Source organism: Rothia kristinae (genome assembly GCF_016028855.1).
Lineage (GTDB): Bacteria > Actinomycetota > Actinomycetes > Actinomycetales > Micrococcaceae > Rothia > Rothia kristinae.
Window position 1 is genome coordinate 759537 of sequence record NZ_CP065738.1, and the last position, 13032, is coordinate 772568.

The window sequence follows — 13032 nt, forward strand, 5'->3', positions numbered from 1 at the left end:
TTTCGGCGCGTCTTCCCCACCGGAAGCGACCACTCGGCCTCGTCCGCTCAGTCCTGGCGGGTGCTGGACAGGGCCCAGTCCACCAGCACGGGCTGGAAGAGCAGGCGCGCGGCGCGCTTGCGGTCCGTGTCCAGCCCGAAGCCCTCCTTGCGCTCCACGAACTGCGCGACGTTGCCGGGGAACACCCCGATGAACAGGCCCGTGGCCAGGTGCCCGAACATCTTCGGCCTCTTCCCGGAGATCAGGCCGAGCCCCAGGGCGATCTCCACGACCCCGGAGCCCAGCACCACCAGATCCGGGTCCAGCGGCATCCAGGAGGGCACCTGCGCCTGGAACTCCCGGCGGGAGAACGTCAGGTGCCCGACCCCGGCGAAGGTCAGGAATCCGCCGAGGGCCACCCGCGCCAGACTGCGGCCCGGGTGCCCGGGCACCACGCGGTCCTCCCCCTGCGGCACTCCGGCGGCCTGCTGGAACCGCTGCAGCCGGCGCTCCTGCTGACGACGCTGACGACGCTTGCCCATCATGTTCGTGCCTTCCCTTCTCTTCTCTTGAACGGACCGCCGCGCGCTCGTCGTGCGGCCGATCCTGTCTCGGCTGCGATTCTTCTCCACACCGGAGCGCGGCGTCGGCCCCGGACCCGCCGATTAAGCTCTCAGCGGGCGCGCAGCCGATCCAGCTCGCGCCGCTCCTTCTTGGTGGGCCGCCCGGCCCCGCGCTCGCGCCGCGGGACGGGGGCGGTGAGCGCGCTGGGTCTGGGCGGGGAATGGTCCACGTAGCATTCCCGGGCCACGGGCGCCCCGACGCGCTTGGCGATCAGCCGGGTGACTTCGAAGACCCGCTCCCAGCCGGGCTGGCGGACCTTCACGACGTCGCCGACGCGCACCGGCTGGGAGGCCTTGACCGGCTGGTCGTCCAGCCGTACGTGCCCGGCCCGGCAGGCGGCGGTCGCGGCGGAGCGGGTCTTGAACAGGCGCACGGACCACAGCCACGCGTCCAGCCGGACGCTGCCGGGACCCTGCGGGGCGGGGTCGGTGGTGCTCATGGCGACCACTCTATCGACGCCGCACCCGGGCCCCCGGCCCCCGGCGGCTCAGTTGGCGACGGTGAAGCGGCGGCCGGCGTGGGCGTCGGACTCCGCCTCGTCCACCAGGGCCACCGCGAAGTCCTCGGCGGAGATGCTCTCCCCGGCCGGCACGTCCAGCTCGGTCCGGTAGCTGCCGGTGCGCTGCCCGGGAGCGATCATCGGCGCGGGGGCGAGCATGCTCCAGTGCAGACCCTCGGATGCGCGGTACAGGTCCAGCACGTCGGAGAAGATCTGGGCCTCCGTCCTGAACTGCTCGGGGAAGTCCGGGGTGTCCTTGAGGCGGGTCTGGGCATCGGCCTGCAGGGCCCCGGCCCCGCCGACCACCACGAGCCGACCCACGGGGGCGGCCTCGATGAGGGCCCGGTGGTCGGCCACGTTCTGGTCCATCTCCCCGCCGCGACCGGAGACGGCGGCGATCAGGGTGACGTCGTGCCGGCCGATCACGTCGATGACGGCGGCGGTGTCCGCGAGGTCCAGCGCCGCGGAGGCGTCCGCGCCCTCGACGGTGCGGCCGCTGCGGCTGTAGGCGTCCACGACGTGGCCGCGGCGCACGGCCTCGGCGACGGTGCGGGATCCGATCATGCCGGTGGCTCCGATGACGGCGATCTTCATGGCTTCCTCCTCGTCCCGGCCCTCACGGCCGATTGCTTTACGGATCAATCAACTCGCGGGGCGGGGACTCTATTCCCGGACGCGGGGGGTGCGCGCAGGAGCGGGTCCCGCAGACGCCGACAGCCCGGACGCCGCGTCGTGGGAGACGCTGCGGCCGGGCCGTCGGTGGGAGCGGATTCGCGGTCCGCCCCTCATCAATCACTCGCACCTTCATGAGGTACTGATGACGATAGGGGCCGATCCTGTGGCCGCACCCCCAGGGACCTGGGAACCACCTGACAATACTGAGCTTGCCGAAGCATCCGGGGTCGGCGCGCACCCGACACGCACCCCCGGCTCGCCCCGTAGGCTGTCCCCATGAGCACCGAGCAGCACAGCACCCTCTCCGCAGATCTCGACGCCATCCAGGACGCGACCCAGCGCTCCGACCTGCCCGTCGTCGTCGTGACCGGCGCCAGCGGCGGCATCGGCTCGCGCATCGCCCTGGACCTCGCCCGGGACCGGCTCGTGGTGGCCGTCGGGCGCCGCCGCGAGCGCCTCGAGGAGCTGGCCGCCCGCGCCCAGCAGGGCCCCCGGCACCCGGAGGCCGCCCCCGGGGCGATCCTGCCGCTGGTCGCGGACCTGACGGACCTGGAGGGCATCGACGCGGTGTTCTCCCGGCTGCCGCGCGCGGACGCCCTGGTGCACGCCGCGGCGATCGCCCCGCGCGCCACCGTGGCCGACGCCGACGTCCCCCACTGGCGGAGCATGCTCGAGACCAACGTGATGGCCCCGGCGGAGCTGACCCGGGTGCTGCTGCCCCTGCTGCGCGAGGCCGCGGCCCCGGTGGAGGCGGACGCCCTGCCGGGCACCGTGGTGTTCCTGGGCTCCGGGGCCTCCCGGGCGGTGAACCCGTACAACGTGGCCTACGCCGCCTCCAAGCACGCGGTCCAGGCCCTGGCCGACGGGCTGCGGCAGGAGACCGCGCAGACCGGGCTGCGGGTGGCGACCGTGGCCCCCGGGCCCGTGGACACCCCGATGGTGCAGTGGGATGACGACTACCCGAAGGCCGCCCCGGCCCGGCTGATCGAGCCGGAGACCGTGGCCCGGTCGGTGCGCCACGTCCTGGACGCCCCCGCGGACACCCAGCTGACCGAGGTGTGGGTCCGCCCGCGCGTCGAGGCGAAGTAGCGGACCCGGTCATGGCGGGAGGGCTCGCGGCGCTGCTGGATGACGTGGCGGCGCTGGCGAAGATGGCCGCGGCCAGCACGGACGACGTCGCGGCGGCGGCCGGACGGGCCAGCGCGAAAGCGGCCGGCGTCGTCGTGGACGACACCGCGGTGGCTCCGCGCTACGTGCAGGGGGTCAGTCCCGCGCGGGAGCTGCCGATCATCTGGAAGATCACCAAGGGCTCTCTGCGCAACAAGATCCTGCTCATCCTGCCGCTGGCGCTGCTGCTGAGCCAGTTCGCCCCGTGGGCGCTGACCCCGCTGCTCATGATCGGCGGCGCCTACCTGTGCTTCGAGGGCGCGGAGAAGATCTGGGAGAAGCTGACCGGGCATGCCCCGCAGGAGGAGCCGGCCGCGCACCAGGGTCCCGATGCGGAGCGGCAGGTGGTCTCCGGGGCGGTGCGCACGGACTTCATCCTCAGCGCGGAGATCATGGTGATCTCCCTGAACGAGGTGGCTTCGGAGGGGTTCTGGTCCCGCGCGGTGATCCTGGTGATCGTGGCCGTGGTGATCACGGTGCTCGTGTACGGGGTCGTGGGGCTGCTGGTCAAGGCCGACGACGTCGGGCTGGCCCTGTCGCGCCGCGGCGGGCCGGCCTCCCGGCGCGTGGGGGCCGGTCTGGTGCGGGCGATGCCCGCGGTCATGACGGTGATCTCCGTGGTGGGGGTCTTCGCGATGCTGTGGGTCGGCGGGCACCTGCTGCTCACGGGCGCGGATGAGCTGGGCTGGCACGCGCCGATGGCGCTGGTGCACGCCGCGGAGCACCTGGTGCACGGCGCGGGGGCTGCGGCCGGGGCGCTGACGTGGCTCGTGGAGACGCTGTGCGCGATGGTCGCCGGGTTCCTCGCCGGCACGGTGGTGGTGGGCGCCGTCGCTCTGGTGCGCCGCACCCGCGGCTGAGGCAAGGCTGGGCACTGCTGACACGGAGCGGTTTCGCCGATATCGTCGGGACCATGAAGATGTCTGCAGATCTTGAGAAGAAGTTCCAGGCCCAGGTGACCATGGAGTTCGAGGCCTCCCTGACCTACCGTCAGCTGGCCATCGAGGCCGAGGAGCAGGACCTCCCCGGCATCGCCGCGTGGCTGCGCCACCAGGCGGACGAGGAGATCGTCCACGCCAACAAGTTCATCGACCACCTGGCGGACCGGGACAACCACGCCGCCATCGGGGACATCCCCGCCCCGGGCGTGAAGCGCGGGCTGTCCGTGCTGGAGATCTTCGAGGCCGCCCTGGCCCACGAGCAGAAGGTCTCCGAGTCCATCCGCGAGCTGTACCGCGAAGCCGACGCCGAGGGCGACTACGACTCCCGTCCGCTGCTGAACTGGTTCGTGGACGAGCAGATCGAGGAGGAGGCCACGGTCTCCGAGATCATCGGCCGCGTGAAGCTGGTCGGCGATGACGGCTCCGGCATCCTGCGCCTGGACGCCGAGCTGTCCCAGCGCCCCGAGGAGGGCACCGAGGCCGACGACTGATCCGGCCTCGCGAGGAGATCACCCCACCTCACCCCACCCGTTGAGATGCGGGGTTTCTGCTGAGATACCGCACGCCGGGACGCACCTCAGCAGGAACCCCGCATCTCAGCACATAGGCCGCATCCGGACCGCGAGAAGGGTCTCCAGACGCGAAGAACCGACTGACCGCCGAAGCGATCAGCCGGTTCCGACTGGTGCGCGAGGGGGGAGTTGAACCCCCACTCCGATTAAGGAACACGGACCTGAACCGTGCGCGTCTGCCTATTCCGCCACTCGCGCGTGGACCTTCGCAGCGACCCTGGAGGGTCGTCGCGAAAAGCAACGCTGTTGATCGTACCCAGCTCCCGGCGGCGCTGTCCAATCCGCGCGAGCATGAGCTGCGCCACCCCCGTCCCGGCCCGCACCATCCCGCGCCCAGCGGATCCCCAGGTCCGTCCCGGCACGGGGCGGCGCGGTCTCCTCTATCCTGGGACGAGGCCCGCGAGAGCCCTGCGCCGCGCAGGGCGCCCCCGACGGCGGCCCGGAGCGAGGAGGACTCAATGGGAGTCATCGAGAACATCGAGCGCGGCCTGGAGAAGGCCGTGCGGGGAGTCTTCAGCGCGGGCTCCAAGCACCGCCTGGAGCCCGTGGACCTGGCCAGCCGCCTGCGCGCGGAGATGGACAACAAGGCCTACGCGATCGCCGAGGGCCGCACCATCGCCCCCAACGTCTTCGTCATCGAGTTCTCCGAGACCGACTTCCCCCGCGCCCAGGACTGGGGTCAGGACCTCGCCGAGGAACTGTGCGACGTCGCGATCCGCCACGCCCGCGCCCAGGGCTACACCCTGCGCGGGGCCGTGCGGGTGAGCTTCACCCGGGACCGCACCGGCGAGCTGCGTCCCGGCGAGTTCGTGGTGACCTCCGGGCAGGAGCGCTCCGGGCGCCACCCGCAGGAGGCCTCCCGGGACCGGCGTCGGCCCCGCCCGGCCGCCGCGCGCCCCCGCGAGGACGGGACGCGCACCGCGTCCTCGGATCAGGGCCAGTACCGGCGTCGCGCCCCGCAGGCCCCCGACGCCGGGGCGCCCATCCCCGCGGAGGCAGCCCCCGCCGCCGCGGCCGCGGCCGCGGCAGGCTCCCTGCCCACCGGCTCCTCGCGCATCGCCCCGCGGGTGCCCAGCTCTCGGCGGGGTGCCGCCCGGGCCCAGGCCGCCGCTGCCGAGGGGCGCTCCGGTGCCGGTGCGGTGCGGCACCCGGAGGCGGCGCCCCGACCGCAGCCCGTCCTGGACATCAACGGGCAGCGCTTCACCCTGCGGGCCCCGTCGGTCGTCCTGGGCCGCTCCTCCGCGGCGGACATCACCGTGGAGGACACCGGGGTCTCCCGGCGCCACCTGGAGATCCTCCACCAGGACGGGGTCTACCTCGCCGTGGACCTCGGCTCCACCAACGGCTCGACCGTGGACGGGGAGCGGCTGCGGGGGCGACGGGAGCTCACGGACGGGTCCGTCATTACAATGGGCAGGACCACGATCGTCTTCCGTCTGCTGACCCCGAGGAGTGGCACCGCATGGCCTCAGAGCTGACCGTCACCCTGCTGCGCTTCGGGTTCCTGGCCCTGCTGTGGGTCTTCGTCTTCGTGATCCTCGTGGCTCAGCGGCGGGATCTCGGCGTCGGGCAGGGTGTGCGCTTCACCGCTCTGCCGGGTCGCCGTCGCGCCCGCTCGGCCGAGGCCGCGCCCCCGGCGGAGAGCTCCGCGTCCGCCGGATTCCGCCAGCAGATGCCCCCGGCCCCCCAGCTGCCGGGCCAGCTGGTGATCGTGGACGGCCCGGAGGCCGGGCGGGTCGCGGCCCTCGGGCACGGCCCGGTGCTGCTGGGACGGGCCCCGGACTGCACCGTGACCCTGCAGGATGACTACTGCTCCGGGCACCACGCCCGCCTGTTCCCGCAGGGCTCCCGCTGGTTCCTCGAGGACCTCGGCTCCACCAACGGAACTTTCGTGGGCGATCAGCGCCTGAGCCGCACCGCCCGTCTGGAACCCGGGGAGCCGTTCACCGTGGGGCGCACCGTGCTGGAGCTGAGAGCCTGAGGCCCATGAGCATCGCCTTCCGCTACGCCGCCGCCTCGGACACGGGTCGGGTGCGGTCCAAGAACGACGACTCCGCCTACACGGGGCGCTACCTCGTCGTAGTCGCGGACGGGATGGGCGGGCACGTCGGCGGCAACGTCGCCTCCGCCGCCACCGTGCTGGACCTGACCCCCCTGGACCACCCGGGCTACCACGGCTCCGCCGGAACGTACCTGGCCGATGAGATCCAGACCGCCAACATCATCCTCAACCAGCTGGTGGAGCTGAACCCGCTGCTGGCGGGGATGGGCACCACCTGCACCGCGCTGCTGGTGGACGGGGACCAGATCGAGGTCGCCCACATCGGGGACTCCCGGGCGTACCGGCTGCGCGGGGAGGACTTCGAGCAGGTCACCACGGACCACACCTTCGTGCAGCGCCTCGTGGAGGAGGGCCGCATCCGCCCGGAGGAGGCCGAGCACCACCCTCACAAGAACGTGGTCATGCGGGTCCTCGGGGACACCGACGCCTCCCCCGAGCTGGAGCTGCTGCGGGTGGACGCCGTCCCGGGGGACCGGTGGCTGCTGTGCTCGGACGGGCTCTCCGGCGTCGTGCCGGAGGAGGAGATCCGCGCGGCCCTAGCCGGCGGCGAGGACCTGGACCGGATCTGCCGCACCCTGATCGAGCGGACCCTGGACGGCGGCGCCCCGGACAACGTGACCGTGGCGATCGTGGAGGTCATCCCGGACCCGGATGCCACGCAGCCCACGACCAGCCGCCTGCCCGCCCAGGATGCCCCGGCGCTGCCCACCGCGACCACCCGCACCCTGCGTTCCAGCCCGCCCGTGGACGCGGACCGGCGGGCTCCGGACTCGCCCGCCGAGGACGCCGCGACCGACACCGCCCGTCCGCCGGCCGAGCAGCCGGTCGAGCACTCAGGCGAGCAGCCGAGCGGGGACCCCGCCGAGCGCGAGGACCCGGAGACCGCGGAAGAGACCCCCGACACCGACGCGCAGCAGGCCGATGCCCAGCCCGGCGGACCCGAGCAGGCCCGGCCCCTGCGCCGGGTGGCCCCGTGGCGTCGTCGCCTGCCCCGCGAGCACGGAGCGATGGTCCGGCACACCCTGCGCCACGGCGCGTGGCAGGGCGACTCCTTCTCCGACGGCGTGCTCAACGCCATGACCCAGCGCTCCGGGATGGACCTGGAGGATGCCGGCACCCAGGAGCTCAGCTCCGCCTCGGCGCTGCGCACCGAGCTGGCCGAGCGCCCGCACGTGCTGGTGGGAGCGGCCTCGGAGGCCACCCGCACCGGTGCGATCCCCGCCGTCGCGGAGGTGACCGTGCAGCGTCGGGCCAGCCTGGCCCAGGCCACCGCGGCCGCCCCGGGTGAGGAGCTGCCGGAGGGACTCGTGGAGGAGACCCCCTCCCGGCGCCGACGCCGCTGGGTGCTGCCCCTGTTCATCGCCGCCTTCGCTCTGGTGCTGGTGGTGGGGGCGGCGTGGGCCGTGCTGCACTGGGTCAGCCAGCAGTACTACGTCGGCGAGTCCGAGGGCCACGTCGCGGTGTACCGCGGCGTGGATCAGTCCCTGGGTCCGATCCACCTGGACGACCTCGAGCAGCGCAGCGACGTGCTGGTCGCGGATCTGCCGGACTACGACCAGTCCCGGGTGCGCGCGGGCATCGCCGCCAGCTCCCGCGCGGAGGCGGATCAGATCGTGGGGGACCTGCGGCAGGAGGCCTCCGGTGCCGCGAAGCCCTCCGCCTCCCCCGCCCCGCAGGGCACGGTCTCCACCGCGCCCTCGTCCCCTTCCTCCTCCGCCAGCCCCTCCCGGACGGACGGTGAGCGCCCGTGAACGCGATGACCGCAGCCCCGAGCCCCCGCGCGGGCGAAGATCCGGACTCCGGCACCCCCTCGCGTCCACCGCGCCCGCGGCGGCTGATCGAGCTGCTCCTGCTGGTGCTCTCCTGGGTCATCGGCATCGGCGGGATGTGCCTGGTGGACCTGGAGCTGGCCGAGTCCCTGGACCATCGCATCGTCTCGGCCGCCGTCGTGCTGGTGGTCGGCTCCCTGGTGATCCACGTGATCCTGCGCGCCAAGGCCAAGTACGCGGACCCGTTCATCCTGCCCATCGCCGTCGCGCTGAACGGGATCGGGCTGGCCCTGATCTACCGGGTGGGCCTGACCACCTCCGCCAAGGTCATCGGCTCCCAGACGGTCTGGTCGGGACTGGGGATGGTGGTCTGCGCGGGCACGGTGTGGTTCCTCACCGATCACCGGGTGCTGCGCCGGATCACCTACATCTGCCTGGCGGCCTCCGTGGTGCTGCTCCTGCTGCCCCTGGTGCCGGGGCTGGGGCAGGAGATCAACGGGGCGCGCATCTGGATCTCCCTGGGCGGGCGCACCTTCCAGCCGGGGGAGATCGCCAAGATCACCCTGGCCGTGTTCTTCGCCGGGTACCTCTCCGCCAACCGGGACCTGCTGCTGCTGGCCGGTCGGCGCATCGGCCCGGTGCGCCTGCCCCGGTTCCGGGACTTCGCGCCGATGCTCGTGGCCTGGCTGGTCAGCATCGGGGTGCTGGTCATGCAGCACGATCTGGGCTCCGCGATCCTGTTCTTCGGGCTGTTCCTGGTGATGCTGTACCTGGCCACGAACTCCCTGACGTGGGTCGGCATCGGGCTGGTGCTGGTGGCCGTGGGCGGGGTCTTCGCCTACCGGACCATGGGCCACGTGACCGTGCGCATCGACTCCTGGGTGCACGCCTTCGACCCGGAGGTGTACAACCGGGAGTTCGGCGGCTCCAGCCAGGTGGTCCAGGGCCTGTTCGGCCTGGCCTCGGGCGGGCTGTTCGGGCGCGGCCTGGGCAACGGTCGCCCGGACCTGGTGCCCTTCGCCAACTCGGACATGATCGTCTCCCTCATCGGGGAGGAGCTGGGCCTGCTCGGGCTGGGCGCGGTGCTCATGCTGTTCTTCCTGCTGGCCACCCGCGGGCTGCGCGCGGCTCTGGGCACCCCGGACACCTTCGGGAAGCTGCTGGCGGCGGGGCTGTCCGCGGTCATGGTGCTGCAGCTGTTCGTCGTCGTCGGCGGGGTCTCCAGACTGATCCCCCTGACCGGGCTGACCACCCCGTTCATGTCCGCCGGCGGCTCCTCGCTGCTGGCCAACTGGGTGATCGTGGGCCTGCTGTTGGCGATCTCCCACTCCGCCCGCGCCCCGCGGGTGGTCGACGACGCCGCCGAGCCGACGTCGGAGGAGCCGGGACGCCCCGCCGCCCCCGCCGAGGAGCTCGGGGCCACCGCGGCGATCTCCCACTTGGGCCGGTCCCGCGCAGACTCCCACGGCGCCGCCCCCACCACCTCCCCGCAACCGGATGGAGACCGTCGATGAACCAAGCGATCCGCCGCACCTGGCTGGCCGTGGCCGGGGTGTTCGTGCTGCTGCTGGGCTCCCTGACCTACGTCCAGTTCTTCGACGCCGACTCCCTGGAGGCCAGCGCCTGGAACTCCCGGCGCCTGTATGACGAGTACGGCTCCGCCCGCGGCCCGATCCTCGTCGGGGGGCAGGAGATCGCCTCCTCCCAGCCATCCAAGGACGGCTTCAACTACCAGCGGGTCTATGCCGACTCCGAGACCTACTCGGATGTCACCGGCTACTTCTCCCTGGTGTACGGCGCCACCGGGATCGAGCAGGCCATGGACCAGGAGCTGTCCGGAGACTCGGACTCCCAGTTCTACGACCGCATCTCCCGGATCTTCTCCGGACAGCAGGCCCGGGGCGCCTCCGTGGAGCTGACCCTGGACGCCAAGCTGCAGAAGCTGTCCACGCAGCTGCTGCAGGGCCACCGCGGGGCGATCGTGGCGATGGAGCCGAAGACCGGGAAGATCCTCGCGATGGCCTCCAGCCCCTCCTACGACGCCAACGCGCTGTCCTCCCACGATTCCAAGTCCACGATCGCCGCGTACAACGAGCTCAACGGGAACCCGGACAAGCCCCTGGCCAACCGGGCGATCGGCGGGGACCTGTACGCCCCCGGGTCCACGTTCAAGATCATCGACGCCGCCGCCGCCTTGGAGTCCGGGGAGTACGACAAGGACTCGGTGATCCCCAACCCGCAGAACCTGACCCTGCCGGATTCCACCACGACCCTGCCCAACTACGTCAACGGCCAGTGCCACACCCGCTCGGAGGCGACCATCGAGTGGGCGCTGGCGCAGTCCTGCAACGTGCCCTTCGCCCAGATCGGCATGAAGCTGGGCCAGCAGCGGATGCAGGAGGCCGCGGAGAAGTTCGGCTACGGCCAGCAGCTGGGCATCCCGCAGGAGGTCACCTCCTCGACGTTCCCGCAGAACATGAACGGCTCCCAGCTGGCGATGGCCTCGATCGGGCAGTACGACGTGCGCACCACCCCGCTGCAGGTCGCGATGATGTCCTCGGCGATCGCCAACGACGGCGTGCAGATGAAGCCGACCCTGGTCAGCAAGGTCCGCTCCTCCAGCCTGTCCACCCTGTACGACTTCAAGGCCCAGCAGCTGCGCCGCTCCACGACGGCTCCGGTGGCCCAGCAGATCAAGGAGTGGATGGTCAACGACGTGGACGACGGCATCGCCTCCGGGGCCAAGGTCCCCGGGGTGGAGGTGGCCGGGAAGACGGGCACCGCGGAGACCGGACAGGACGGGCTCAACGACGCCTGGTTCACCGGCTTCGCTCCGGCCGACGATCCCCAGGTTGCGGTTGCTATTGTCTATGAAGACGTAGATGCGACGACGGGCGCGCAGCTGACCTCGCCCGGCGCACAGAAGATCTTTGAGGCGGTGTTGGACAAGTGAGGCCCTCATCATCCACGACCCTGGGTGGTCGCTACGGGCTGACCGAGCGCATCGCCGTGGGCGGCATGGGCGAGGTCTGGAAGGCCAAGGACAAGGTCCTCGGCCGGACCGTCGCCGTGAAGATCCTCAAAGAGGAATACACCGGGGATCCGGGCTTCCTGGAGCGCTTCCGCGCCGAGGCCCGGCACACAGCCCTGCTGAACCACCCCGGCGTCGCCAACGTCTTCGACTACGGCGAGGAGGACGGCTCCGCGTACCTGGTCATGGAGCTGGTTCCGGGCGAGCCGCTGTCCAACATCATCGAGCGGGAGAAGACCCTCCCGGCGGATCGGGTGCTGAACATCATCGCCCAGACCGCCCGCGCCCTGGCCGCGGCCCACGCGCAGGGCCTGGTGCACCGGGACGTGAAGCCCGGCAACATCCTCATCACCCCGGACAACCGCATCAAGGTCACGGACTTCGGCATCGCCCGCCTGGCGGACCAGGTGCCGCTGACCGCCACCGGCCAGGTCATGGGCACCGCCCAGTACCTCGCCCCGGAACAGGCCACCGGACAGACCGCCACCGCCGCCTCGGACCTGTACTCCCTGGGCGTCATCGGCTACGAGTGCCTGGCCGGCAAGCGCCCCTTCACCGGCGAGTCCCAGATCGCCATCGCCCTGGCCCAGGTCAACGACCCGCCGCCGCCGCTGCCCAAGACGGTGCCGGTGCCGGCGCAGGCGCTGATCATGTGCCTGCTGTCCAAGGACCCCGCGCAGCGCCCGGAGAACGCGACCACCCTGGCCAGCGCCGTGGACTCGATCCGCCGCAACGACCTGCGGGCGGCCGTGAAGTCCGTGCCGGGGCTCGCCCCGTACCTGGACCTGGGTTCCGAGGATCCCACCCAGGCGATGACGGCCCCCACCGAGGCCCTCGGGGACGCCCCCACCCGCACCTTCGGCTCCGGAGCAGCGGCCGGTGCCGCAGCCCACCCGAGCACCGCCTCCCTGCCGGCGGTGGATCAGCAGCCGCGCTCCCTGGAGTACCAGGGCGGCTACGACGGACCCGGCTCGACGGCCTCCGGCAAGGACGGGAAGCGACGGGGCCCCTGGCGGTGGCTCGTGCCCCTGCTGGTGCTGATCGTCGCGATCGCCGTCGGCGTGGCCCTGCTGCTGACCAACGGGGCCAGCGGCGACGACGACCCGGGCACCCAGCCCACCCAGGGCACGGTCACCTCCGCCTCCGCCGAGCCCACCCAGGCCCAGGAGAGCAGCTCGGGGCAGCAGACCGTGCAGGTGCGCTCCTCGGACTACGAGGGCCGCAAGCTCGACGCCGTCGTCTCGGAGCTGTCCGGGAAGGGGCTGAGCGTGAAGTCCTCCGGCCAGCGCTCCGACCAGGACGCCAACACGGTGCTCGGCGTCTCCCCCGAGGGCCAGCTGGCGGTGGGCTCGGACGTGACCGTCACCTACTCCACCGGACCCGGCTCGGTGACCCTGCCCTCCAGCATGGAGGGCCGGGACGCGGACACCGTGATCGATGAGATCACCTCCGAGGGGGTCAACGTGACCCGCCACGACGAGGCTTCGGACAGCGTGGGCTCCGGCAAGGTCATCCGCACCAGCCCGTCGGCGGGCAGCACCGTGGAGGTGGGCTCGAGCGTGGACGTGTACGTCTCCACCGGCTCCTCCTCCCGGGACTCCGGCGGCTCGGATCAGGACTCCGGCTCCGACCAGCGTTCCACCTCCCCCTCGGCCTCCCCGAGCCCGACCCCCACCGAGCAGGCCTCCCAGGACACTGACGGATGATGCACCC

Annotated in this window: 12 protein-coding genes and 1 tRNA gene; 9 read left to right on the forward strand and 4 right to left on the reverse strand. The window is 72.3% G+C overall.

The features are described 5' to 3' along the window. Window positions 1-47 precede the first annotated feature (47 nt). From I6G21_RS03390 to I6G21_RS03400, 3 genes are all read right to left on the reverse strand, one after another. Window positions 48-524 carry a DoxX family protein gene (locus I6G21_RS03390; RefSeq protein ID WP_232238507.1) on the reverse strand — a complete coding sequence of 159 codons (477 nt, stop codon included), beginning with the start codon at window positions 522-524 and terminating at the stop codon, window positions 48-50. A gap of 128 nt (window positions 525-652) precedes the next feature. Next, a complete protein-coding gene (locus I6G21_RS03395) occupies window positions 653-1042 on the reverse strand; it encodes an RNA-binding S4 domain-containing protein (RefSeq protein WP_058731036.1) in 390 nt (129 codons plus the stop codon). 48 nt (window positions 1043-1090) lie between these two features. Next, window positions 1091-1696, reverse strand: a complete 606-nt coding sequence (locus tag I6G21_RS03400; protein ID WP_129358005.1) for an NAD(P)-dependent oxidoreductase — start codon at window positions 1694-1696, stop codon at window positions 1091-1093. A gap of 357 nt (window positions 1697-2053) precedes the next feature. On the opposite strand from I6G21_RS03400, the gene I6G21_RS03405 reads away from it, so the two are divergent. Genes I6G21_RS03405 through I6G21_RS03415 form a run of 3 tightly spaced genes read left to right on the forward strand, consistent with a single transcriptional unit; the run spans window position 2054 to window position 4376 of the window. Next, window positions 2054-2866, forward strand: a complete 813-nt coding sequence (locus I6G21_RS03405) for an SDR family NAD(P)-dependent oxidoreductase (RefSeq protein WP_129358006.1) — start codon at window positions 2054-2056, stop codon at window positions 2864-2866. 11 nt (window positions 2867-2877) lie between these two features. Continuing rightward, window positions 2878-3804 (forward strand): DUF808 domain-containing protein, encoded by a 927-nt coding sequence (locus I6G21_RS03410; protein ID WP_129358007.1) that lies wholly within the window; start codon window positions 2878-2880, stop codon window positions 3802-3804. Between the two features lie 53 nt (window positions 3805-3857). After that, window positions 3858-4376 (forward strand): ferritin, encoded by a 519-nt coding sequence (locus I6G21_RS03415; RefSeq protein ID WP_058731032.1) that lies wholly within the window; start codon window positions 3858-3860, stop codon window positions 4374-4376. Between the two features lie 192 nt (window positions 4377-4568). Here the strand turns inward: I6G21_RS03415 and I6G21_RS03420 are convergent. After that, window positions 4569-4655 (reverse strand) — tRNA-Leu (locus I6G21_RS03420). Between the two features lie 260 nt (window positions 4656-4915). Between I6G21_RS03420 and I6G21_RS03425 the strand changes: the two genes are divergently transcribed. The 6 genes from I6G21_RS03425 to I6G21_RS03450 are packed head-to-tail and all read left to right on the forward strand — an operon-like array spanning window position 4916 to window position 13025. Continuing rightward, a complete protein-coding gene (locus tag I6G21_RS03425; protein WP_058731031.1) occupies window positions 4916-5935 on the forward strand; it encodes an FhaA domain-containing protein in 1020 nt (339 codons plus the stop codon). Further along, a complete protein-coding gene (locus I6G21_RS03430) occupies window positions 5920-6438 on the forward strand; it encodes an FHA domain-containing protein FhaB/FipA (RefSeq protein ID WP_058731030.1) in 519 nt (172 codons plus the stop codon). Before I6G21_RS03425 ends, I6G21_RS03430 begins: the two co-directional genes overlap by 16 nt. Window positions 6439-6443: 5 nt before the next feature. Beyond that, the gene (locus tag I6G21_RS03435; RefSeq protein WP_081101471.1) at window positions 6444-8270 is read left to right on the forward strand and encodes a PP2C family protein-serine/threonine phosphatase; all 1827 of its coding nucleotides are present in this window, start codon (window positions 6444-6446) and stop codon (window positions 8268-8270) included. 5 nt (window positions 8271-8275) lie between these two features. Further along, window positions 8276-9802, forward strand: a complete 1527-nt coding sequence (locus I6G21_RS03440) for an FtsW/RodA/SpoVE family cell cycle protein (RefSeq protein ID WP_129358008.1) — start codon at window positions 8276-8278, stop codon at window positions 9800-9802. After that, window positions 9799-11241 carry a peptidoglycan D,D-transpeptidase FtsI family protein gene (locus I6G21_RS03445; protein WP_129358009.1) on the forward strand — a complete coding sequence of 481 codons (1443 nt, stop codon included), beginning with the start codon at window positions 9799-9801 and terminating at the stop codon, window positions 11239-11241. The genes I6G21_RS03440 and I6G21_RS03445 overlap by 4 nt, the downstream gene beginning before the upstream one ends. After that, window positions 11238-13025: a protein kinase domain-containing protein gene (locus tag I6G21_RS03450; RefSeq protein ID WP_064725859.1), complete on the forward strand. Its 1788-nt coding sequence runs from the start codon at window positions 11238-11240 to the stop codon at window positions 13023-13025. The genes I6G21_RS03445 and I6G21_RS03450 overlap by 4 nt, the downstream gene beginning before the upstream one ends. Window positions 13026-13032 lie beyond the last annotated feature (7 nt).